The organism is Archangium violaceum (assembly GCF_016859125.1).
Lineage (GTDB): Bacteria > Myxococcota > Myxococcia > Myxococcales > Myxococcaceae > Archangium > Archangium violaceum_A.
Genome location: NZ_CP069338.1, coordinates 1,046,095 through 1,068,045 on the forward strand (window position 1 = coordinate 1,046,095; position 21,951 = coordinate 1,068,045).

Genomic DNA, 21,951 nt, shown 5'->3' on the forward strand with positions numbered 1-21,951 from the left:
CGGGTTCAACCTCGCGGCGGCGGCAGCAACCCCGCCGCCGCGAGCCGCACGCGAACACGCTCGGCCAGCTCCACATGGGCCCGGTTCTCCACGGAGAAGCGTTCCGGCGTGAGGACGACGAGCGTGCCCCTGTCCTCCATCGGCTCGACGCGCACGGGCCTGGGCAGGGGTGGCACGCGGCCCCGCTGGTGCGAGAAGTACATGAGCCACCCCATGCACGGGGCCGAGGCCTCCAGGGCCTTCTTCGAGCTCCGGTCCCCTTCCGAAATCACCGCGCAGCCGTCCGGGTCCCACGCCAGCACCAGGGCGCGCACCACCTCCGTCAGCACGGGCACGGTGAGCACGCGCCCGGCGGCCGGTTGCTCACGCGGCAGGTGGAGAATGCACCCGTTGGCGTAGAAGGGCAGGCTGGAGCCACAGGTGAAGCTCAGCAGGCCACCGCGTCCCCGCTGCTCCTGCCCCGTCCAGGCCTCGAAGATGAACCCGTCCCTGCCGAGCCGGTACTTCTTCCTCTCGAAGAAGCCCAGGAACGTCTCGGCGGTGGGCTCGAACGGGAGCCCGAGCGCGTGCTTGCGCGAATACACGTACTCGTACCACCGGGTATAGGCCGGGTCGCACCGGCCCAGCCGCCCGAACAGCACCTCCGCTCGCCGGGCACACGCCTCGGCGGACTCGTCTCGACATCCCCAGTAGGCGCCCGCCTGGAAAAGTTCCATCGGCCATGACATACGCCATGGGTAACCCGGACACCAATCCCTCATCGCTCCGGATGAGGAAAAGGGTCCGGGAGCCCACGGGGGAGCGGCTCAGTTGGCGGTCTGCGGCGCCGGACGCACGAGCGGCTCGTCACGCCGCTCGGGGGCGGTCGCGTGGCGCAGGGCCTCGAGCGGCTTGGGGTCCTGTTGGTTGTTGCGCCGGGCCAGCTCCATCAGCACCGCCTGGCTGCGCACCTGCGTCCCATCCCTGCCCACCGGGACATAGGTGCCGTCCACCTGCAGCCGCCGCGCCTTCACGTTGTCCTTCAGGGCCACGCCCAGCACCTCGTCCAGCAACCGCTGGCGGATGGCCGGGTCCTCCACGGGGAACATGACCTCGATGCGGCGCAGGAAGTTGCGCGGCATCCAGTCCGCGCTGCTCATCCATACCTCCGGGGAGTTGCCGGCCCCGAAGGTGAACACCCGGCTGTGCTCCAGGAAGCGGTCCACCACGCTCGTCACGCGGATGCGCTCGCTCACCCCCGGCACGCCCGGCCGCAGGCAGCAGATGCCGCGCACCAGCAGATCGATCTCCACGCCCGCCTGGCTCGCCGCGTACAGGGCGCGGATGACGGTGGGGTCCACCAGCGAGTTCATCTTCGCCACGATGCGCGAGGGCTCGCCCCGCCGGGCCTTCTCCGCCTCGCGCTGGATGAGCGAGAGCACCTTCTCCTGCAGTCCCATGGGCGCCACGGCCAGCCGCTTCCAGGGCGGCGCCACCGCGTAGCCGGTGAGCATGTTGAAGAGGGCGCTGACGTCGTCGGCGATCTCCGTGCGCGAGGTGAAGAGGGAGAGGTCCGTGTAGTGGCGCGCGGTGTTGGGGTTGTAGTTGCCCGTGCCCAGGTGCACGAAGCGGCGGATGCCATTGCCCTGGCGGCGCACCACCAGCGCCACCTTGGAGTGTGTCTTCAGGCCGATGAGGCCGTAGACGACGTGCACCCCGCTCTCCTCCATCTTCCGCGCCCAGGCGATGTTGTTGGCCTCGTCCAGGCGGGCCTTGATCTCCACGAGCACCGCCACCTGCTTGCCATTCTCCACCGCGCGCGACAGGGCCCGGGCGATGGGGCTGTCACCGCTGGTGCGGTACAGCGTCTGCTTGATGGCCAGGACGTCCGGGTCCTCGGCGGCCTCCTCCAGGAAGCGCACCACCGGATCGAAGGACTCGTAGGGGTGGTGCAGGAGGATGTCGCGCTCGGCGACGACGCTCAGGAGGGACTCGGCGTCGCGCAGCACCGCGGGCACGGTGGGCACGAAGGGCTCCACGCGCAGCTCCGGCCGCGGGTCCAGCTCCGTGAGGACCATCAGGTCCGAGGGCTGCAACGGGGCCTGCTGCCGGTACACGTCCATGGGCCCCAGCTTCAGGGCCCCGGTGAGCAGGGACTCGATCTGGGGGCTGGCCACGGCGTCCAGCTCCAGGCGCACCGCCGCGCCCCGGTCCCGCCGGCGCAGCTCCTCCTGGATGGTCGAGAGCAGATCCTCGCTCTCCTCCTCGTCCACGTTGATGTCCCAGTTGCGCGTCACGCGGAAGGCGGCGGCGTGCTCCACCACGTAGCCGGGGAAGAGGTCACCCGCGCACAGGGCGATGAGCTCGCCCAGCAGCAGGAACGCGGAGCCCTTGTCGGTGGGCATCGGCACCAGACGGCGGAGCACGCTGGGCACCTGCACCACGGCCAGCGAGGTGCCACGCACGTTGCGCCGGCGCTTGGGGCCCTCGCGCCGCAGCAACACCGCCACGTTGAGGGACTTGTTGCGCAGGTGCGGAAAGGGGTGCCCCGGGTCCACCGCGAGCGGGGTGAGGGCCGGGAAGACGGAGGTGGTGAAGTACGTCCGCGCGGCCGCCTTCTGCTCGGCCGTCAACCTGTCGCGGGTGAGGACCGAGATGCCCGCGGCCGTCAGCCCGGGATGGAGCTCCTCCACCCAGAGACGGGAGGCCGCGTCCACCAGCTTGTGGACGCGCTCGCTGATGGCACTCAGCTGCTCGGCGGGTAGCATGCCGTCCGCCGCCGTCTCGGCCACCCCACTGGCCAGCTGCTGCTTCAGGCCCGCCACGCGGACCATGAAGAACTCATCCAGGTTGGAGGATGCGATGGCGAGGAACTTCAAACGCTCGTAGAGAGGGAGCTCACGGTCGCGGGCGTCATCGAGGACCCGCTCGTTGAAGGCGAGCCAGGACTGCTCGCGGTTGATGAAGAGCTGCGGATCATTGAATTCCACGGGCGGAGACTCTTGCAGGTGCTCTTCCACGTCACGTCACGGAGCTGTCACGAACACCTGATTCTAATAAAGATTGACCGCCCCCGCCGAGAGGCCCACTCCTTCGAGCCGCAACCATTCCGGACTTCTAGAGATCATGCCCACATCGACCCTACAGCCCGTGCTCGCCGCCATCGACGTGGGCACCAACGCAGTGCGTCTGGAGCTGGCCCGGCCCGACGCCGAGGGCTCGCTGGAGACGCTCCACCAGGAGAGGGATCCCATCCGCCCGGGCGAGGGCGTCTTCGCCAGCGGGGAGATGCCCCGGGAGACGGCGGATCGGCTCCTGTCCACGCTGAGGCGCTACGCGGCGCTGTGCCGGCGGCACAAGGCCCGGGTGCGAGCGGTGGCCACCAGCGCCATGCGGGACGCGAGGAACCGCGAGGAGATCGTCCGGCGGGTGCGCGACGAGGCGGGGCTGAACCTGGAGGTGGTGAGCGGCAAGGAGGAGGCGCGCCTCATCTGCCTGGGGGTGCTGCACCGCAAGCCACCGCACACGCGCTCGCTGCTGGTGGACATTGGAGGGGGCTCCACCGAGGTGGCGCTCGCCACGGGGGAGCGGCCGGATGAGCTGTGGAGCCTGCCGCTGGGCTCGGTGCGGCTCACGGAGATGTTCGACGCCGCCGGGAAGGTAACGCCCAAGCAGTTGCGGCTGATGCGCAGCTACGTGGAGGAGCAGATGCGCAAGGCCATCCCCGAGCGGCTGCCCAACCTGCCCCGGGTGGCATTGGGCTCCTCGGGCACCATCAACGCGGTGGTGGGCTACGCGGCCAGCGAGGGCACCGGGCACGCGTCGGTGCGCCAGCTCACCCAGGCGGTGGAGACGCTGGCGGAGATGACGCCGGAGCGGCGGCGCAAGCGCTTCGATCCCCGGCGCGCGGACATCATCGTGGCGGGCGCCACCATCCTCGAGCGGGTGACCAGGCAACTGGGCGTGGAGAGCGTCACCGGCGTCAACCGGGGCCTGCGCGACGGGCTGCTGGTGGACCTGATGTACCGGCAGGACACGACACGCGAGGACCACTCGCTGGCGGACGCGGCGGTGTCCATGGGGCGGCGCCTCTTCTTCGAGGAGAAGCACGCGCGGCAGGTGGCGGCGCTGGCCCTCACCCTCTTCGACGAGCTGGCCTCGCTGCACAACCTGCCGCTCTCGTGCCGGCCGTACCTGGAGGTCGCCGCGCTGCTGCACGACGTGGGCAACGCCGTCAGCTACGAGCGCCACCACAAGCACACGTACTACCTCATCCACAACGGCGACATCCCCGGCCTGACGGATCGCGAGCGCGAGCTGGTGGCACGGGTGGCGCGCTACCACCAACGCAGCCCGCCGGAGCTGAACCACTCGGGGATGCAGGGGCTGAGCGCCGCCGAGGCCCGGCTGGTGCGCAAGCTGGCCACGTTGCTGCGGGTGGCGAACGCGCTGGACAGCAGCCACCACCAGCCGGTGAAGGAGCTGCGGGCCGTCAACGGCCGCGACGCGGTGTCCCTGCACTTCAAGGCGCGCCAGCCGGTGGACCTGGAGGTGTGGACGGTGGAGCGTGAGACGGCCCTCTTCCGCCGCGTCTTCAACAAGCGGCTCACCCTGCACATCGGCCGCTAGCCCCGCCGCTCGGCCTCCCGGAAGGGAAGCGCGTACGTCTGGCACCGGACGGAGCGCGTGTCCACCCCTAGCGGGGAGATTGCGACGCCAGCGCGCCCTGCGCCTGGTGCCCCACGGGGGAAGGAGCGGCAATGAAGGCGGTCGTCTTTCATGGGATTGGGGACATCCGGCTCGAGGACGTACCAGAGCCCGTCATCCAGCAGGACACGGATGCCATCGTCAAACTGACGGCGAGCGCCATCTGCGGCACGGACCTGCACTTCGTGCGCGGCACCTTTCCGGGCATGAAGCCGGGCACCATCCTCGGGCACGAGGGCGTGGGCGTGGTGGAGTCACTGGGCAGGGACGTGCGCAACCTGCGCGTGGGAGACCGGGTGGTGATTCCGTCCACCATCGCCTGCGGCACGTGCTCGTACTGCCGCTCGGGGTACTACGCGCAATGCGACGTGGCCAACCCGAATGGCAAGCGCGCGGGGACGGCGTTCTTCGGTGGGCCGGAGATGAGCGGGCCCTTCCACGGGTTGCAGGCGGAGAAGGCGCGGATTCCCTTCGCCCACGTGGGGTTGGTGAAGATTCCGGACGAGGTGACGGACGAGGAGGCCATCCTGCTGTCGGACATCTTCCCCACCGGCTACTTCGGGGCGGACATCGCGGAGATCAGCCCGGGCGATACGGTGGCGGTGTTCGGCTGCGGGCCGGTGGGCCAGTTCGCCATCCTGAGCGCGAAGCTGATGGACGCGGGGCGCATCTTCGCCATCGACTGCCACCTGGACAGGCTGGAGGCGGCGCGGGCGCAAGGCGCGGAGATCATCAACTTCGACGAGGAGGATCCGGTGGAAGCCCTCGTCCGGCTGACGGGTGGAATCGGCGTGGACCGGGCCATCGACGCGGTGGGCGTGGACTCGATGCACGCGCACCACGGCCCGGCGGCGAAGACGGCGCGCAAGGAGAGGGCCGAGTTCAAGCGCGAGCAGAAGGAAGTGGCGCCGCACACCAACCCGCATGGAGACAACTGGGTGCCGGGTGATGCGCCGGCCCAGGCGATGATGTGGGCGGTGGACGCGCTGGCCAAGGCCGGCACACTGGCCATCATCGGCGTGTACCCGCAGCAGATGCGCACGTTCCCCCTCGGACAGGCGATGAACAAGAACCTGACGCTGAACATGGGCAACTGCAATCACCGCAAGTACATCCCCCACCTGATGGAGCTGGTGCGCACGGGCGCGGTGGAGCCGACGGAGCTCCTCTCGCACGTGCAGCCGCTGACGAGCGCGCTCGAGGCCTACCGCTCCTTCGACGCGCGCAAGCCGGGCTGGATGAAGGTGGAGCTCGAGCCCGCGATGCTGACGTGAGCCCCGCCCTTCACGGCTCCAGCCTTCACGGCTCCAGGATGAGGCACGAGTCACCGAACTCGTGCCCCAGGTAGCCCCGTGACTCCGCGAGCACGTTGGCGGCGCGCAACAACTCTGGCGGCGCGAAGGCCTGGAGCAGGGTGAAGTGGCTGGTGCCGGGCTCGTGCATCCCGGAGAGCAGCCCGTCCACCACCCGTGGAACGAAGCCCGGCCCGAGGAGGAGGTCCGTCACGCCCTCCCCGGCCTCCAACCGGCCGCCCGTCTGCGCCGCGCGCCCCTCCAGTGCTCGCACCACGGTGGTGCCCACCGCCACCACGCGTCCCCCCGAGGCCCGCGTGGCGTGGATGGCGTCCACGGTGGACGCGGGCACGTCGAAGCGCTCGGGGCGAGGGAGCGCGGCATCCAACGCGGCCTCTCCGGTGGAGGACAGCCCCGCCGCGTGCGTGAGCGAGGCCAGCCGCACGCCCCGGCGCTTCAGGTCCAGCAGCAGGGCCCAGGTGAGCGGCAGGCCCGCGGAGGGTGCCTCCACGGCCCACGGGCGCGCGGCGTAGGCCGTCTGGATGTGCCAGAGCGCGAGCGGGCGCTCCACGTGGGCGTACTGCACGGGCCGGCCAGCGCGGTAGAGCGCGGCCCACAGCGCGGCGCCCCGGGCCTCGAACATCACGCGCAGGAGGCGGGGAGAGGGAGGGAGCACGGCCACCACGCGCGCACCCAATCCACCCAGGACGAGCCGCTCGCCCGGAGCGACGGGCGGTGGCGGTGGCCGCTCCTCGGTGCGGGTGCGCCAATCCCCCGCGCCGAGGAGGACGGCGGTCCAGGTGCCCTCTTCCTCGCGGGACACGAGCCGCAGCTCGATGGGGGCACCCGCTTCCGTCTGGCCAGGCAGGGCCGCGGGAAGTGTCGCGGCGTCATTGAGGACGAGCAGGTCGCCCGGACGCAGCATCCGGGGAAGCTCGGTCATGCGGACATCGTCGAGACGCCCGGAGCGGGGCGCCACGAGGAGAAGGCGTCCGGAGTCCGGATGCTCCCGAGGCCAACGGGCGGCGTTCATGCGGCCTCCGGACGCACCGGCTCCACGCGAGCGGCCTCCAGACGGGCGCCGGACGGGTGGGCCTGGGCGGACTCCACGAGGGAGACGATGCGCGCGGCCACGTCCTCCGGACGCGCGAGGCTGGCGGGGTCCGCCTCGGGAATGGCGTCGCGGTGCATGCGGGTGTCCATCTCGCCGGGGTCCACGTTGAGGAAGCGGACGTCCGTGCCCTCCAGCTCGGCGGCCCAGATGCGCCCGAGGTGCTCCAGGGCGGCCTTGGACACGCCATAGGCGCCCCACCGCGCGTAGGCGGCGACGGCGGCATCCGAGGTGAGGTGCACCACCAGGCCCTCGCCGCGCAGCAGCATGGAGCCCACGATGGCCTTGGTGAGCCGGAAGGGTCCCACGAGGTTCACCTCCAGCACGCGCCCGAGGTCCTCGCAAGCGGTGTCCAACAACAGGGGCAGCGGCGTGGGGCCCAGCGTGCTCGCGTTGTGGACGAGGACGTCGATGGGGCCCACCAGGGCGGCCGCGGCCCCCACCAGCGGATGGATGGCCTCCTTGTCACCCACGTCCGCGGCGAGCGCATGGGCCTCATGGCCCCGAGCACGCAGCCGGGAGGCCACCGCCTCCATTTCCCCGGCGTTCCGCGAGACGCCCACCACTCGCGCCCCCTTCCTGGCGAACGTCTCCATCAACGCCTCTCCGAGTCCCCGGCTCGCTCCCGTCACCAGTACTGCCTTTCCTTCGAGTTTCATCGTGTTTCCTCCTTTCATCAGGAGTACGCCCGGGACGCCCATTCGTTGGCCTTGGTGACAACCCATTGGCAGAATGCCATCTCATGAGCGACGAGGAACTGGCGGGCTGGTTGGCGCGCAACGTCAAGGCGCTGCGTGAGGCACGAGGAGCGACCCAGGCACAGCTCGCGAAGCTGGCGGGAGTGCCTCGGGCGACGTGGGCGAATCTGGAGTCGGGAGCGAGCAACCCGACGCTGGGCGTGTTGCACAGGGTGGCGTCGGCGCTGCAGGTGTCGTTGGAGGAACTGGTGGCGAGGCCCCGGGCCAGCGCCCAGCACTACCCGCGGGACAGCCTGGTCGTGCGGACGAGGGGACCGGGCTTCGTGCGCAAGTTGCTGCCGGACCCTCTACCCGGAATGGAGTTCGACCGGATGGAGCTTCCTCCGGGAGCCCGGCTGACGGGCGTGCCGCATACGCCGGGCACGCGCGAGTACCTGGTGTGCGAGGCGGGGAGGATGGCGTTGGTGGCCAGCGGCGAGCGCTTCATCCTGGAGACGGGAGACGTGGTGGTGTTCCGGGGGGACCAGAAACACTCGTACGAGAACCCGGGGACGAAGGCCGCGGTGGGCTACTCGGTGGTGCTGCTGGCTCAGCCCGCGTTCCGGCCGTAGAACCAGGCGGTGAGCGCGAGCCGGGGGCCGTGAGCGGGCAGCACCTCGTGTTCGATGCGCTCGCTGAGGAACACCAGGAGCCGATCGAGCGTGGGCTCCACGTCCACGGTGCCTCCCTCGAGGTAGAGGCGCAGCAGGCCGCCGTGCGCGGGCACCCAGTCCGGATTGAGGTAGTAGATGGCCGTGACGCGCCGGTTGGACTGGCCCGGGAAGGCATCGAAGTGGCGCGCGTACCGCTCTCCGCCGCCTGGATACCAGGCGAGCTGCAGATCGAAGCGTCCGAGCCCCAGGTAGGCCTCCGCCGACAGCGCTTCACCCAGCGCGGCATAGGCGTCGCGCAGGCGGCCGAGCGCCGAGCCCTGCTCCTCGGGCTTCACCCAGGTGATGAAGTCGCCGCGGATGTCCCGGTCCAGCGAGTGGTCCGCGCCCCGGCGGATGCCCGCGGGGCGCAGCAGGCCCGCCTCGACGCGCGCCTTCGCCTCCACGTGAAGGGCCCGTGCATTCGTCTCCCCGAGGAAGGACGCGCGGGTGAACCAACCCCGCTCACCGAGTGACTGGATTTCTTCATCTCGAAGGGACAGCGGACTCATGGCGCGGCGAACCCTACCCCACAATGGCTAGAATGGCGGTCCATGCTGCGTCTCCTCCTGCGGGTGTTGCTCGTCGTCGTCGCCCTGGCCGTCGGGGCCGGGGGCGCCTTCCTCTGGCTCCGTCCCAAGCCCCCTGCCCTGCCGGATACACCCGCGCTCGTCACCCGCATCCACGAGGTGGCCCGCCTGGAGACGCTGGACGTGTCCCTCTACAAGAAGGTGGAGTTCTCCCCGGAGCCCCAGGCCACCAACTCGCTCTGGAAGGACGTCATCAACTGGGCGGCCTACTCCCTCCATACGCCGCGCGGCCGCGCCATCGTCTTCGCGGACGTGCACCTCGGCTACGACTTCGGCCGGCTCACGGGCTCCTCGCTGCGCGTCCAGGGCACGCGCGTGGACGTGGCCCTCCCGCCCCTGGAGGTGAAGGTGGAGCTCAAGCCCGGCGAGACGGAGATCATCGGCTCCAACCTGGACAGCGCCCAGACGGCGCTCCTCCTGGAGAAGGCCCGCGAGGCCTTCGAGCGCGAGGTGAAGGGCGATGCCCGCTTGAAGGAGCGGGCCCGGCGCTCGGCGGAGAACACGCTGCGCGTGCTGTTCCTCTCGCTGGGCTTCCGCGAGGTGAACGTGGTGGACGTGCTGCCGCCCGTGGCCACCGCGGGCTGACTCAGGTGCGCTCGAGCCCACCGTCCGCGAGGCGGAAGAGGCCGGGAATCCCATCCGGGGCACTGCCCAACCGGGACAACGACTCACACGCGGGAGCGTCCGACTCGCGGCACACCAGCGCGAACTCCCGGCGGCCCAGGTGGACACGCAACGGCACCTCGCCCGCGTGCAGCACCAGTCGCCGCCGCTGCTCCGCCGTGAGGAGCCGGGCCGCGTCGTACCCATCTCCCCCGGCCACCGCCCACAGGCCGCTGAAGGACTCCGCGAGCACCACCTGCCCCTCGTCCAGCACCACCGGCCTCACCGGCGCGGGGTCCGCCTCCAGGTTGCGCCAGGCCCTCGCGTCCACCGCCTCCCCGGTGAGCCCGGCGGGCCCGAGCGACGCCACGGGCAGGTAGTGCACGAACTCCGCGTCCTCCAGGACGTAGAAGACCTCGAGCCCCGCGGGCCCTTCCCGGTGGAGCGCCCCCACCGCCTGCGCCGCGAAGCCAGCGGGCCGGAGCACCGGTCGCACCCTCGCCTCCAGGGAGCGTGTCTCACCGGTGAGCCCGGACAGGCCCTGGAGCCGAGCCACCAGCCCCTCCACGTACACGGTCAGGTCCTGCGCGCCGTCGTGGTAGGCGGCGTAGAGCGAGGCCACGTCCACGCGCCCCACCTCTCCCGAGGCCAGCTTCACCAGCAGATCCTTCCCCTGCCGCCGGCACGCAACCCGGGCCCGGTGCAGCGCGGCCAGCAGCGCGGCGGTGAACTCCGAGCGCAGCGCCTGGACCCGGGGCTCCGGCGCGGGCGGCACATCCGCGGCCTCCAGCTCCGCCTGCAGCATCCGCGCATCCCCGTCGAGTGGATCTCCCTCCAACACCTCCCCCACGTAGGCCCGCGCCCGGCCGTGCTCGCCCCGCCGCAGGGCCAGCACCGCGAGCACCTTGAGGGCCTCCGGATCTCCCGGATTGAGGGCGAGCGCCTCGCGCAACACGGCCTCCGCGTCGCCCGGGCGCTCCAGCCCGAGCAGCGCCCGCGCCAGCCCCAGCCGCACCTGCACGTCCTGGGGAAAGTCGCGTCGCAACGACTCCAGCAGGCGCAGGGCCTCGCGCTCCGCGTCCGCGTTCATCAACGCATGCGCCACGGCGAGCCGCAGCGTGGGCCCGGGCGTGTCCCGTGCCGCGGAGCGGAGCACGTCCAGCTCCACGTCACTCAGGGGTTCGCCAGCCTCCACCTTGCGGCGGATGTACTCCAGGGAAGAAGGGTCCACGGGGCGGAGTCTAGGCCGCCCCGCGCCCGTGGCTCACTCCCAGGAGATGTCGAGCTCGCTATCCAGGTCGCCTGTCTTGCGTCCGACCACTCGGACCTTCCGGGCGCTCGTCTTCTCGAGGAAGGCCATGAACACGCCCTCCTGGTAGGGGTAGGGCTTGAACTCCCGCTTCATGCTCCAGAGGCAGCGCGTCTGTCCCATCCACTGCAGGTGGTGCTGGCCGTAGCTCGCGCCGAACCGGTAGCAGGTGGGCGCGCTGGTCACCAGCATCTTGGGATTTCCCCCCGCCACCATCAGCAGCATCCTGCCCGCGTGGGAGCACAGGAAGACGTTCACGGCATGCCGTCCCAGCATCCGCAACCCCTCCTCGAAGCTCCCGTAACGCGCCGCCAGCGGCTCCATCGCGACGGAGATGATCCGCAGCTCCAGCGCGGTGGGGTAGCTGAAGAAGTCCACGAAGTTCTCGTGGCCACAGGCCTCGAGGCAGCGCTGCACCAGGGCCTCGTCTCCGAGTTCCCGGACCGACTCCAACATCCCCCGCAGGAACATGCCTCGCACGGAGTCCTCGGGCGTCGCCAGCTCCAACCGCCGCGCCAGGTCCCGCGCCCAGACATCCGGTGGCAGAGGGCCCGATTCCGCGCCCGTGCTCATGTTGTACCCCTCGTCGATGGCATCAGCCTCCATCGCTCCAGAGGAGAGGCTACCGGGCTTCTCACCGTGCGAGAAGTGACGTTGCGTCGCTCTGGCTCCTACTGCCAGGAGATGTCGTACTCGCTGTCGAGCACGTCCACCTGACGTCCCACCACCTTCACCTTGCTGGCGTCCATCCGCTCGAGCATCGCCACCAGCATGCCCTCGTGGAACGCGGCGGGCAGGAAGTCGCGCTTCATGGAGAAGCGGCAGCACTGCGGCCCCGTCCACTTCACCGAGCGCACCCCGTTCACCGACACCTGGTAGGTCGACGGCAGGTTGTTCACCAACCGCTTCGCCTCACCGCGCACCAGCACCTGCATGGTCCTCCCGGCCTCGGACTCCAGGAAGTCCATCGCCACGCAGTGCCCCATCAACCACAAGGCCTGCTCGACGTCCCCGTGGCGCGTGGCCAGGGACGGCATGGCGACGGACAGCATCTGCAGGTGCTGCCGGATGGGGTAGTTGAAGAAGTCGAAGAAGCGGGCCTGCCCACATGCGGAGACACAGCGCTTCTCCAGCGCCTCGTCCCCCAGCTCCCGCACGGCCTTCAATGCGCTCTGGAGGAACAGCCCTCGCGCCATGTCCTCCGAGGTCGCCAGCGCCATTCGCTGTCCCCAGAACTGCCCGCCATCCCGGGGCGACACACTCCACGAGATCGCCGCGATGCTCATTCCCGCTCCTCTTGTCTCACTGCCAGCAGAAATCGCACTCGCTGTCGAGCCCGCCCGTCTGCCGCCCACCCACCCACACCTCACGCGCGCCCCACAACGTCAGCGACATCTCCACCACGCCCTCATGGAAGGGGTGGGGCATGAAGTCGCGCTTCAGGGTGAGACGGCCGCTCGTCGGCCCCGTCCACCGAATCTCGTACTCGCCGAAGCTCACCGCCATGCGGTACGCCATGGGCAGCGTGTACATCAGCTGCCTTGGACTGCGCGGCGACAGCGACAGCATCACCCTTCCCGCCCCGACCCGCAGGAAGCGGTTGGCCACCAACCGCCCCAATTGCCGCAGCGCCTGCTCCGCGTCCCCATACTGCCGCGCCAGGAGGGGCAGCGCCGTCGACACCATCTGACAGTGCTTCTGGACGGGATAGCTGAAAAAGTCCAGGAAGTGTGTCTCCCCACTCTCCTCGACGCAGCGCTTCGCCAGCGCCTCGGCGCCCATCGACTGCAGTACCTCCAACGTCCCGTTGAACAGCATTCCTCGGATGGTGTCGTCCGATGTGGCCAGACTCCTCCGCCGCTCCAATTCCAGCTCCCAGGTGTCTGCCTTTACCCACTTGGTGCGTGCGGCACTGCTCACGGCCATGTGTGTCCCCCTTGGGCAGAATCAGCCGCGCTGAGGAAAGCCTATCCTAAATGTTTTGGGACGGCCTGTCAGTAGACCCCGGCCCCGGCGGACGCATTTCCCAGAGGACGCGAAAGCCGGCCCGCGTTCATCCACTCGTATTGTGCTATTGCAACGACAGCGAACACGGACCTCATGTCTGTGAATGCTTTCAGCGCTGCAATGCTTTTCACGATTCCGATGGGATGGGATTCAAACAGCCTCATCGGAGAATGGTCATGGGTGATCTGGTAGGTAGAGGCGTGTCCGGGTCACACCAGGGCGCGAGGCGCACCGAAGAGCAGCTGCTCGAAATCATCTGGGAGCGAGGCGAAGTCAGGGATGACCCAGTGGGCACCGGCCTCCCGCAGCACCTCGGCGGGAATGAGGGTGGAGACACCCACCGCGAACATGCCCGCCGCGCGCGCGGCGAGGATGCCATTGACGGCGTCCTCGAAGACGACGCTCGCGGAGGGCTCCACCCCGAGCGCCTTCGCGGCGGCGAGGAAGACGTCCGGGGCCGGCTTGCCGCGCTCCACGTCCTCGGCGCCGACGACCTGGGAGAAGAACGGGCGCAGTCGCAGCCCGTCGAGCACGAAGGCCCGGTTGGCGTGGGGCGCGGCCGAGGCCACCGCGAGCTTCAGGCCCGCCTCGCGCAGCCGCGTGAGGAGTTCGTGACCACCGTGCAACAAACGCAGGTGCGGCGCGTAGAGATCGCGGTAGTGGGACTCCTTGCGCTCCTCCAGTTGGATCAGCTCCTCGGCGGAGACGGGACGGCCGAGCAGCGCGGGGATGATCTCCGCGTTGCGCCGGCCGTTGAACTCCCGCTCGAAGCGCTCCGCGGGCGACTCGATGCCGAGGCTCCGGGAGAGGGACACCCAGGCCTGGACATGGAAGCGCATGTTGTCGACCAGGGTGCCATCCATGTCGAAGATGGCGGCGGAGAGCGGACGGGACGGGAGGCTCATGGGCCTCCCCCTATCACGCCTCCCAGGAGAGGTCGTAGTCGCTCTCGAGCGTGGAGAGCTGATGCCCGCGCACCCGGGCGCCGCGCGCGTGCACCTTCCCCAGCACGCCCAGCAACAATCCCTCATGGAAGGCATGGGGCATGAACTCGCGCCGCATGGTGAGCCGGCCGCTCGTCGGCCCCGTCCACACCACCGAGCGCACCCCGAAGCTCACCGAGGCCCGGTACGCCGAGGGCAGATGGCCCACCAGCCGCTTCACGTCTCCCCTGGCCAGTATCTGGAGCGCCATGCCCGCCGCGGACGCCAGGAAGCTCTCCGCGGCCTTGTACCCGAGCTGCCGGAGCGCCTCGTCGAAGCCGCCGCACCGCGCCTCCAACATCCTCGCCGCGGCGAACACCATCCGCAGGTTCGCGCTGACGGGGTAGATGAAGAAGTCCACCAGCTTCTCCTCCCCGCTCGCCCGCTGGCAGCTGAGCACCGCCTCCTCGTCTCCCAGGGTCCGCACGGCGTCCAGCGTGGCTCGCAGGAACATGCCTCGCGCCGTGTCCGACGGCGAGGCCATGGCCAGGCGCTGCGCCAGGTCCTCATCCGAGCCGGATGGAGCCTCCGGCCACCAGACCCGGTTATCGACGACGTGCATGACACCCCCCTGCCGAGTTGAGGAACCGAGCATGGGCGGACACTGTATCCACTCCCCGGGTCTTCGTCAGGCGAGGCAGCTCACACCCAGCCGAGGCAATTCACACCCATCCCCGTCTGTCATTGGGCCTGAAGAAGTACATCCCCGGTGTTCCACGACTCACGCGGGAGGAGGGGAGGCTCCGGCGGAGCCAGAGCCACCACCACTGCTGGTCACGGGGGACTCCGACTGGCCGAGGAAGTCGTCGAGCGCGCCCACGTCGATGGGTTTGCGGAACACGGCGTCCACCAGCGCGAGGTTGGAGCGGTTCTGCCCGCGCACGTCCATGCCCGTGACGATGGCCAGCAGCGCCTGGGGCGAGCGCTTGCGCAGCTCGCGCGCCACCTCCCATCCGGAGAGGTCCGGCATCACCGCGTCGAGCAGCGCGGCGTCGTAACGGCGCTCCTCCCACATCTTCAGCGCCACGTCGCCGCTGTGGGCCACCTTCACGTCGTAGCCCTCCTCGCTGAGCACCTCCGCCATCATCCGCGCGTTGTCCGGATCGTCGTCCACCACCAGCACCCGGCGCGTCTGCTGGAAGCGCCGAGGGCCCGCGGTCGGACCCCTGCCCGCGCCCGCCCGCTCCGCGTCCTCCGTGGACCTGGCCAGCGGCAGCCGCACCACGAAGGCGGCCCCATGCCCGCCGGACAGGTTCTCCACCGACAGCTCGCCTCCCCAGCGCTGCACCTGGTTGCGCGCCACCGCCAGGAGGAGCGAGAGCTGCGGCGCCCCCGCGTCACGGTTGAGCGGATCGAACATGCGCGTCATGTCCTCCGCGTCGTACGGCGTGCCATGGTCCTCCACGCGCAACGACACCCACCCGCTCGACTCCGTCCGCGTCTCCACCCGCACCCGCCCGCCCACGTCGCCCAGCCGCTCCCGCTCGGCCAGCAGCAGGTTCACCACCAGCTCGCGGAAGAAGCCCGGGTCCGCCCTCACCGCCCCCGGGTCTCCCAGGTGGAGCTCCACCGACACCGGGTGCTCGCGCTGCTCCAGCTCCGCCCGCGCCAGCTCCAGCGCCTCGCGCACCGTCGCGTCCACCTGCACGTCGGAAATCTGCTCCTCGGTGCGCTGCACGTTGAACTCCTGCAGCCGCGCCACCAGCTCGCCCACCTGGCCCACCGTCTTGTCCAGCGCGTCCAGGTGCTCGGGCTTGAACTCGCGCCGCAGGAGGGTGATGCGCAGCCGCAGCACGTTGAGGAAGTTGTTGAGCGCATGGGCCGCGCCACTGGCCAGCTGGCCCAGCGCCTGCGTGCGCGTGCGCTGCAGCAGCCGTCCCTGCAACCGCCGCAGCTCGCCGTGCGCGCTCACCAGCGCCTTCGTCTTGTTGGCCGCCTCGGTGCGGTCGGTGAAGGTCTGGATGACGCCGGCCAGCTCGCCTCCCTCCTCCCAGACGGGCGTGGCGCTCATCTCCAGGGAGGCCTCGCCCCCACCGGGCCGCTCCACCACCATCATCACCCCGCGCACCGGCCCGCGCTCGCGCAGCGCCCGCATGAAGGGCATGTCGCTCACCTTGAAGGGCTCGCCGCCCGGGTGGCGCGCGTTCACCTGGGTGAGCACCGCCGACAGCGACGTCTGCGAGCGCGAGCCCACCACGGCCCGCATGGGCACGCCCATGAGGCGGCTCACCGGCGGCGTGGCGAAGGACACCGTCCCGTCCACCTCGGCCAGGAGGATGCCCACCTCCACGTGGTGCAGCACCGACTCCATCACCGCCGCCTCGCGGAAGCGCACCTCCTCCGTCTTCAGCACCCGCGCGAAGGAGGCCTGCGCCGAGGCATGTGCCTCGCCCACCAGCTCCACGATGAAGGTGGCCACCTCCGCCTCCAGCTGGCCGTTGCGCTTGGCGTAGACGTAGAGGAGCACCTCCTCCAGCGCCTTGAACTCGCGCGCCAGGTCCTCCGAGTCGAAGCGCTGATCATACCGGCGGGCGCCGTGCGAGCGCACCACCTCCGGCCAGAGGCGCAAGGCGTCCGTCCCCCGGTCCCTGAGCAGTCGGACGAGCTCATCCATCATTCCGCGCAGGGGAGCGCGCAGGTTGCGCCCGGGGATGTCCAGTTCGTACGTCTCCGCCCGGATGCGCTTGGCCCACAGGCGCACCACGCGCGCCTCCTCTTCTTCCAGCAGTTGAAGCAGGGCGGCCACCGGGTCCACGGGCGGCGGGGTGTCTTGGAGGAAGGGAATGGCCATGGTTCCTCCGGGAGAGGGTGGGCACGGCGGGCCGGTCTGGCCAGCCGCGCGTCCGGGGAGCCTCGGGGAGGGTAGGAGATGGCAATCGACGGCAACGAGCGCGACAAGAACGAGTACGAGGCCCCGTCGCTGTCGGACGCGGCCATGGCCCAACTGTTCCGAGGTGAGCTGAGCCGCTCGGACACCTGGCGTTCACGTCTGGACAACACCACCAACTGGTCCCTCACCACCACCGCGGCCGTCATCTCCTTCGGCTTCTCCTCCACCGCGTCCCACGTCGTCTTCATCGTGGGCATCTGGATGGTGGTGTCCTTCCTCTCCATCGAGGCGCGCCGCTACCGCTATTACGACCTGTGGATGAGGCGGGTACGGCTATTGGAGGAGGGCTACTGGATTCCCATGCTGCGCCGGGAGCCCCCGGATCCCGACTCCCTGCGCGAACTGGTCAGCCTCATGGAGCGGCCGCAGCTGCAGCTGTCGGTCTTCTCCGCCATCTCCACCCGCCTCAACCGTGCCTACGGCCCCATCCTGCTGGTGCTGACGCTCTCCTGGTTCGTCAAGGTGTACAGCCACCCGGGAGCGCCCGGCAGCCTCGGAGATTTCGTGGAGCGAGCCCACGTGGGCCCCCTCCACGGAGCGGTGGTGATGGCGTTCCTCTTCCTGCTCGTGCTGGTGTTCACCTACCTCTTCGTGGCGTCCTTCTTCACCCGGGCCCCGCTGGGAGAGCTGCGCAGCCGGCCGCGCGGGCGCCGCTCCACGCTGTGGGAGTCCTTCTACCGGCCGTACGCCACCCTCGCCCCGCGCCGCCGGGGCCGGCGTATCCCCACGGCGGGCCCGAAGGGACCGCCCCCCACCCCTCCCATCCAGACTCCACCCATGCATTAGCCAGGCTGGAGCCGGGGCGTTTTCGCCCTTTCGGGCCCCTGCCTTTTGTGCTTGAAGCGCGAGACATGGCGAATACGCGTACGGTCACGGTCATCAATGGTGATGGAATCGGCCCCGAGGTCATGGCGGCCACCATCCGCGTCCTCGAGGCGCTCAAGGCCCCCCTCGAGTTCGAGTTCAAGGACGCGGGCACTGAGGTCATCGCCAAGTACGGCACCAACCTGCCCCACGAGACGGTGGAGGCGGTGCTGCGCAGCGGCGTGGCGCTCAAGGGCCCCACGGGCACCGTGGTGGGTGGCGGCATGGCCTCGGCGAACGTGGGCCTGCGCAAGCGCCTGGACCTGTACTCCTCGCTGCGTCCGGTCAAGAGCGTTCCTGGCGTGAAGACGCGCTACGAGAACGTGGACCTGGTGGTGGTGCGAGAGAACACCGAGTCGCTCTACGCGGGCCTCGAGCACATCATCGTCCCGGGCGTGGTGGAGTCGCTCAAGATCATCACCGAGAAGGCCTCCACGCGCATCGCGCGCTTCGCCTTCGAGTACGCCAAGAAGAACGGGCGCAAGAAGGTGACGAGCGTCCACAAGGCCAACATCATGAAGCTGTCGGATGGCCTCTTCCTCGACTGCACCCGCAAGGTGGGCCGGGAGTTCCCGGAGATCCAGTACGAGGAGGTCATCATCGACAACATGTGCATGCAGCTGGTGAAGGACCCGACCCGCTACGACGTGCTGGTGATGGAGAACCTGTACGGGGACATCATCAGCGACCTGTGCGCGGGGCTGGTGGGCGGCCTGGGCCTGGTGCCGGGCGCCAACATCGGCGAGCGCACGGCGATGTTCGAGGCGGTGCACGGCACGGCGCCGGATATCGCGGGCAAGGGCCTGGCCAACCCCACGGCGCTGATGATGTCGGCGGTGATGATGCTGGACTGGCTCGACCTGAAGGACGAGGCGCGCAAGTTCGAGAACGCGCTGAACAAGGTCCACGGCGAGAGCAAGGCGCGCACGGGAGACCTGGGTGGCAGCGCCACCACGCGCGAGTTCACCGACGCGGTCATCGCGGCGCTGTAGTCGAGCAACACAACCCCTCTCTCCCCCTGGGAGAGGGACGGGGTGAGGGTATCGAGCCCAATGGGTCCTCCCCTCGCCCCCCTGTCTCACCCCTCGCCAGACACCAGGTGCGCGCGCGCCGCGGGGGGCCTGCCGTAGAGACGGAAGAGCACCGGCACCACCAGCATGTTGAGGAAGGTGGAGGAGAGAAGCCCTCCCAGGATGACCACGCCCATGGGGGCCTGGATTTCATTGCCCGCGTCGCCGCCGGCGATGACGAGCGGAACCAGCGCGAGCCCCGCGGACAGGGCCGTCATGAGGATGGGGGCCAGACGCTCCATCGAGCCCTGCACCACCGCCTCGGACAGACTCTTCCCCTCCTCGGTCATCAGGTGCTCGAAGTGGCTCACCATGAGGATGCCGTTGCGCGTGGCGATGCCGAACAGGGTGATGAAGCCCACGAGCGAGGCCACGCTCACCACCCCCGAGGACAGGGCCACCGCTACCACTCCGCCGATGAGGGCCAGCGGCAGGTTGATGAGGGTGAGGAGCGCGTTGCGCACGGAGTCGAAGGCCACCACCAGCAACAGGAAGATGCCCACCACCACGCCCACGCTGAGCAGGGCGATGCCGCGGGCCGCCTCCTCGGCGCTCTCGAACTGGCCGCCGTAGACGAGGTAGTACCCCGTGGGGAACGACACCTCGCGGGCGACCCGGGCCCTCAGGTCGTCCACGACCGCGGACAGGTCCCGTCCCGCCACGTTGGCCTGCACCACCATCTTGCGCTGCACGCCCTCGCGGCTGATGGTGTTCGGACTGGATGAGCGCGAGAGGTTCGCGAGCATCTTCAGCGGGATGCGAGGCCCCACGGGCGTGTCGATCAACGTGGAGGAGATGGCGTCCAGGTCCGCCCGGGAGGCATCGTCCAGGCGCACCACGAGCTCCACCGCGCGCTGCCCCTCCAGCACCGAGCCCACCGTCTGCCCGGCGAAGGCCCGCTCCACCGCCTCGGTCACCTCGCCCGTGGTGAGGCCGTAGCGCGCCACCGCGTCCCGGTCGGTGCGAATCTCCAGCTCGGGAATGTCCACCTGCTGCTCGATGGCGACGTCCACCGCGCCCGGGGTGCCCTCGGCCACCTTCTTCACCCGCTCGGCCAGCTCCCGCAGCTTCTCCAGGTCGTCCCCGAAGAGCTTCAGCGCGATGGCGGACCGGGAGCCCGAGAGCATGTGGTCGATGCGGTGGGAGAGCGGCTGGCCGATGGTGATGACGGCCCCCGGCACCTGGGCGAGAGATTTGCGCATCGCCTCCAGCAGCGCCTCCTTGTCGCGGTGACTCCTGGAAAGGTCCAGGCTCACGTCGAGCTCCGCCGCGTTGACGTCCTGGGCGTGCTCGTCCAGCTCCGCGCGGCCCGTGCGACGGGATGTGGAGACCACCTCGGGAAGGGCCAGCAGCGCCTGCTCCACCCGCCGGCCGAGCTTGTCCGACTCCTCCAGCGAAGTGCCCGGCAAGGTGACGACGTTGAGGGTGAGCGTGCCCTCGTTGAATTCGGGCAGGAAGGCGCGCCCGAGGAACGGAATGATGGCGAGCGTGGCCAGGAAGGCCAGGCCCGCACCGGCGAGGATGGCCTTCGGCCGCGCCAGCGCCCAGGCGAGCAGCGGCTGGTAACGCGCCTTCAGCCAGCGCAGCACCCACCCTTCCTCGTGGCCCAACGAGCGGGCCCGGGGCAGCAGGTACGCGCACAGCGCGGGGGTCACCGTCACCGCAACCACCAGCGAGGCGGTGATGGCCACGATGTACGCCAGCCCCAATGGCGCCAGCATCCGCCCCTCCAGTCCCGACAAGAAGAAGAGCGGCACGAAGACGAGGACGATGATGAGGGTGGCGAAGACGATGGCGCCACGCACCTCCACCGAGGCCCGGTAGATGACCTCGAAGGCGGACCGGCGCTGCCTCTCGGGCAGGTGCGCGTTCTCCCGCAGGCGCCGGAAGACGTTCTCCACGTCGATGATGGCATCGTCCACCAACGCGCCGATGGCGATGGTCAGCCCACCAATGGTCATCGTGTTGAGCGTGACGCCGAACGCCGCGAGCGCCAGCACCGCCACCACCAGCGACAACGGAATGGCCATGAGCGAGATGAACGTCGCCCGCAGGTTCATCAGGAAGACGAGCAGGATGACGGCCACGAGGATGGCGCCATCGCGCAGCGCCACGGACACGTTGTGCACCGCCACCGAGATGAAGTCCGACTGCCGGAAGATGTCGCGGTGGATGACCAGGCCCTGGGGAAGGGTGCGCTGGATGTCGTCGAGCACCACGTCCAGGCGCCGGGTGAGCTCCAGCGTGTTGGCGTCCGGCTGCTTCATCACCGCGAGGATGACGGCGGGCTCCGCGTTGGCACTGCCCTCTCCGCGCTTGGGCTTGGGTCCCACCCTCACGTCCGCCACCTGTCCCACGGTGATGGGATGACCCGCGCGCACGGTGACGACCGTGTTGGCGATGTCCCCCGCCCCCCGGGCCCGTCCCACCGCCCGCAGCAGGTACTCCTGCCCACCCTCCACGTAGAAGCCACCGGAGGCGTTCTGGTTCGTCGTCCGCAGCGAGTGCACCACCTGCTCGATGCTGACATCGAGCGCCTGGAGCGCCTCGGGCCGCAGCAACACCTGGTACTGCTTCACCGCCCCGCCAATGGGGACGACCTGGGACACGCCCGACACGGACAGCAGGCGCTTGCGCAACACCCAGTCCGACAGGCTGCGAGCCTCCATCATCTGCGCCTCGCGCCCCGCCTCATCCCGCGCCAGCGCTGACTTGTCCCAGGAGACGGACAGGAAGAGGATCTCCCCCATCACCGAGGAGATGGGCGCCATGGAGGGCGGCGGCACGTCCGGCGGGAGCTGCGCGGCGACGAGCTGCAGCTTCTCGTTCACCACCTGCCGCGCGGTGTAGATGTCGGTGCCCCACTCGAACTCCACCCAGATGATGGAGATGCCCACTCCAGAGGCCGAGCGTACCCGGCGCACGCCCGTGGCACCGTTCACCGACGTCTCGATGGGAAAGGTGACGAGCGTCTCCACCTCCTCGGGCGCCAGCCCATGCGCCTCGGTGATGACCGTGACGGTGGGCGCGGTGAGGTCCGGAAAGACGTCCACCGGCATCTTCCGGGCGGTCTCCACCCCGAGCACGAGCAGCAGCACACAGGCCGCCACCACCAGCAGGCGGTTGTCGATGGACCAGCGAATGAGGCGGTTCATGTTC

At 69.8% G+C, this 21,951-nt stretch carries 19 protein-coding genes; 6 read left to right on the top strand and 13 right to left on the bottom strand.

What is annotated here, in order from left to right; all coding sequences use genetic code 11:
- Positions 1–5 precede the first annotated feature (5 nt).
- Positions 6–716 carry an immunity 52 family protein gene (locus JQX13_RS04510; RefSeq protein WP_203407842.1) on the bottom strand — a complete coding sequence of 237 codons (711 nt, stop codon included), beginning with the start codon at positions 714–716 and terminating at the stop codon, positions 6–8.
- 90 nt (positions 717–806) lie between these two features.
- Positions 807–2,969 carry a polyphosphate kinase 1 gene (gene ppk1 / locus JQX13_RS04515; protein WP_239014533.1) on the bottom strand — a complete coding sequence of 721 codons (2,163 nt, stop codon included), beginning with the start codon at positions 2,967–2,969 and terminating at the stop codon, positions 807–809.
- Between the two features lie 136 nt (positions 2,970–3,105).
- Between ppk1 and JQX13_RS04520 the strand changes: the two genes are divergently transcribed.
- Positions 3,106–4,608, top strand: a complete 1,503-nt coding sequence (locus JQX13_RS04520) for a Ppx/GppA phosphatase family protein (protein ID WP_203407843.1) — start codon at positions 3,106–3,108, stop codon at positions 4,606–4,608.
- Between the two features lie 131 nt (positions 4,609–4,739).
- Positions 4,740–5,960 (top strand): zinc-dependent alcohol dehydrogenase, encoded by a 1,221-nt coding sequence (locus JQX13_RS04525; protein ID WP_203407844.1) that lies wholly within the window; start codon positions 4,740–4,742, stop codon positions 5,958–5,960.
- Positions 5,961–5,985: 25 nt separating this feature from the next.
- Here JQX13_RS04525 and JQX13_RS04530 read toward each other — a convergent pair whose 3' ends face one another.
- Both JQX13_RS04530 and JQX13_RS04535 read right to left on the bottom strand, forming a co-directional pair.
- Positions 5,986–7,011 (bottom strand): S-adenosylmethionine:tRNA ribosyltransferase-isomerase, encoded by a 1,026-nt coding sequence (locus tag JQX13_RS04530; protein WP_203407845.1) that lies wholly within the window; start codon positions 7,009–7,011, stop codon positions 5,986–5,988.
- Positions 7,008–7,748, bottom strand: a complete 741-nt coding sequence (locus tag JQX13_RS04535; protein WP_203407846.1) for an SDR family NAD(P)-dependent oxidoreductase — start codon at positions 7,746–7,748, stop codon at positions 7,008–7,010. The genes JQX13_RS04530 and JQX13_RS04535 overlap by 4 nt, the downstream gene beginning before the upstream one ends.
- Before the next feature lie 83 nt (positions 7,749–7,831).
- Between JQX13_RS04535 and JQX13_RS04540 the strand changes: the two genes are divergently transcribed.
- Positions 7,832–8,398, top strand: coding sequence for an XRE family transcriptional regulator (locus JQX13_RS04540; protein WP_203407847.1), 567 nt, complete (start codon positions 7,832–7,834; stop codon positions 8,396–8,398).
- On the opposite strand, the gene JQX13_RS04545 is transcribed toward JQX13_RS04540, so the two are convergent.
- Entirely contained in the window at positions 8,377–8,988 is a 612-nt protein-coding gene (locus tag JQX13_RS04545) for a 2OG-Fe(II) oxygenase (RefSeq protein ID WP_203407848.1), read from the bottom strand. The genes JQX13_RS04540 and JQX13_RS04545 overlap by 22 nt on opposite strands.
- A 42-nt stretch (positions 8,989–9,030) precedes the next feature.
- On the opposite strand from JQX13_RS04545, the gene JQX13_RS04550 reads away from it, so the two are divergent.
- Complete coding sequence (locus tag JQX13_RS04550; protein WP_203407849.1) at positions 9,031–9,651, top strand: DUF4230 domain-containing protein; 621 nt, start codon at positions 9,031–9,033, stop codon at positions 9,649–9,651.
- 1 nt (position 9,652) lies between these two features.
- Here JQX13_RS04550 and JQX13_RS04555 read toward each other — a convergent pair whose 3' ends face one another.
- The 7 genes from JQX13_RS04555 to JQX13_RS04585 all read right to left on the bottom strand — a co-directional run bounded on the left by JQX13_RS04555 (position 9,653) and on the right by JQX13_RS04585 (position 16,759).
- Entirely contained in the window at positions 9,653–10,900 is a 1,248-nt protein-coding gene (locus tag JQX13_RS04555) for a tetratricopeptide repeat protein (RefSeq protein ID WP_239014534.1), read from the bottom strand.
- Positions 10,901–10,933: 33 nt separating this feature from the next.
- On the bottom strand, positions 10,934–11,584 hold the full coding sequence (locus tag JQX13_RS04560; RefSeq protein ID WP_203407850.1) for a TIGR02265 family protein: 651 nt from the start codon (positions 11,582–11,584) through the stop codon (positions 10,934–10,936).
- Between the two features lie 65 nt (positions 11,585–11,649).
- On the bottom strand, positions 11,650–12,264 hold the full coding sequence (locus JQX13_RS04565) for a TIGR02265 family protein (protein WP_203407851.1): 615 nt from the start codon (positions 12,262–12,264) through the stop codon (positions 11,650–11,652).
- Between the two features lie 16 nt (positions 12,265–12,280).
- Positions 12,281–12,904: a TIGR02265 family protein gene (locus JQX13_RS04570; RefSeq protein ID WP_203407852.1), complete on the bottom strand. Its 624-nt coding sequence runs from the start codon at positions 12,902–12,904 to the stop codon at positions 12,281–12,283.
- Positions 12,905–13,194: 290 nt separating this feature from the next.
- On the bottom strand, positions 13,195–13,890 hold the full coding sequence (locus tag JQX13_RS04575) for an HAD family hydrolase (RefSeq protein ID WP_203407853.1): 696 nt from the start codon (positions 13,888–13,890) through the stop codon (positions 13,195–13,197).
- A gap of 13 nt (positions 13,891–13,903) precedes the next feature.
- Entirely contained in the window at positions 13,904–14,530 is a 627-nt protein-coding gene (locus JQX13_RS04580; RefSeq protein ID WP_203407854.1) for a TIGR02265 family protein, read from the bottom strand.
- Between the two features lie 159 nt (positions 14,531–14,689).
- Positions 14,690–16,759, bottom strand: a complete 2,070-nt coding sequence (locus tag JQX13_RS04585) for a hybrid sensor histidine kinase/response regulator (RefSeq protein ID WP_203407855.1) — start codon at positions 16,757–16,759, stop codon at positions 14,690–14,692.
- Between the two features lie 78 nt (positions 16,760–16,837).
- Between JQX13_RS04585 and JQX13_RS04590 the strand changes: the two genes are divergently transcribed.
- Positions 16,838–17,644, top strand: coding sequence for a DUF2270 domain-containing protein (locus JQX13_RS04590; RefSeq protein WP_203407856.1), 807 nt, complete (start codon positions 16,838–16,840; stop codon positions 17,642–17,644).
- A gap of 65 nt (positions 17,645–17,709) precedes the next feature.
- Positions 17,710–18,714 carry an isocitrate dehydrogenase (NAD(+)) gene (locus JQX13_RS04595; RefSeq protein ID WP_203407857.1) on the top strand — a complete coding sequence of 335 codons (1,005 nt, stop codon included), beginning with the start codon at positions 17,710–17,712 and terminating at the stop codon, positions 18,712–18,714.
- Positions 18,715–18,800: 86 nt separating this feature from the next.
- On the opposite strand, the gene JQX13_RS04600 is transcribed toward JQX13_RS04595, so the two are convergent.
- Positions 18,801–21,947, bottom strand: coding sequence for an efflux RND transporter permease subunit (locus JQX13_RS04600; RefSeq protein ID WP_203407858.1), 3,147 nt, complete (start codon positions 21,945–21,947; stop codon positions 18,801–18,803).
- Positions 21,948–21,951 lie beyond the last annotated feature (4 nt).

Bases quoted from the DNA above. Each gene is read 5' to 3' on its own strand.
- JQX13_RS04595 (WP_203407857.1), top strand. From the start codon at position 17,710: ATGGCGAATACGCGTACGGTCACGGTCATCAATGGTGATGGAATCGGC.
- JQX13_RS04525 (WP_203407844.1), top strand. From the start codon at position 4,740: ATGAAGGCGGTCGTCTTTCATGGGATTGGGGACATCCGGCTCGAGGAC.
- JQX13_RS04560 (WP_203407850.1), bottom strand. From the start codon at position 11,584: ATGGAGGCTGATGCCATCGACGAGGGGTACAACATGAGCACGGGCGCG.
- JQX13_RS04530 (WP_203407845.1), bottom strand. From the start codon at position 7,011: ATGAACGCCGCCCGTTGGCCTCGGGAGCATCCGGACTCCGGACGCCTT.
- JQX13_RS04600 (WP_203407858.1), bottom strand. From the start codon at position 21,947: ATGAACCGCCTCATTCGCTGGTCCATCGACAACCGCCTGCTGGTGGTG.
- JQX13_RS04520 (WP_203407843.1), top strand. From the start codon at position 3,106: ATGCCCACATCGACCCTACAGCCCGTGCTCGCCGCCATCGACGTGGGC.
- JQX13_RS04590 (WP_203407856.1), top strand. From the start codon at position 16,838: ATGGCAATCGACGGCAACGAGCGCGACAAGAACGAGTACGAGGCCCCG.
- JQX13_RS04580 (WP_203407854.1), bottom strand. From the start codon at position 14,530: ATGCACGTCGTCGATAACCGGGTCTGGTGGCCGGAGGCTCCATCCGGC.
- JQX13_RS04540 (WP_203407847.1), top strand. From the start codon at position 7,832: ATGAGCGACGAGGAACTGGCGGGCTGGTTGGCGCGCAACGTCAAGGCG.
- JQX13_RS04535 (WP_203407846.1), bottom strand. From the start codon at position 7,748: ATGAAACTCGAAGGAAAGGCAGTACTGGTGACGGGAGCGAGCCGGGGA.
- JQX13_RS04575 (WP_203407853.1), bottom strand. From the start codon at position 13,890: ATGAGCCTCCCGTCCCGTCCGCTCTCCGCCGCCATCTTCGACATGGAT.
- JQX13_RS04570 (WP_203407852.1), bottom strand. From the start codon at position 12,904: ATGGCCGTGAGCAGTGCCGCACGCACCAAGTGGGTAAAGGCAGACACC.
- JQX13_RS04545 (WP_203407848.1), bottom strand. From the start codon at position 8,988: ATGAGTCCGCTGTCCCTTCGAGATGAAGAAATCCAGTCACTCGGTGAG.
- JQX13_RS04510 (WP_203407842.1), bottom strand. From the start codon at position 716: ATGGAACTTTTCCAGGCGGGCGCCTACTGGGGATGTCGAGACGAGTCC.
- JQX13_RS04585 (WP_203407855.1), bottom strand. From the start codon at position 16,759: ATGGCCATTCCCTTCCTCCAAGACACCCCGCCGCCCGTGGACCCGGTG.
- JQX13_RS04550 (WP_203407849.1), top strand. From the start codon at position 9,031: ATGCTGCGTCTCCTCCTGCGGGTGTTGCTCGTCGTCGTCGCCCTGGCC.
- JQX13_RS04565 (WP_203407851.1), bottom strand. From the start codon at position 12,264: ATGAGCATCGCGGCGATCTCGTGGAGTGTGTCGCCCCGGGATGGCGGG.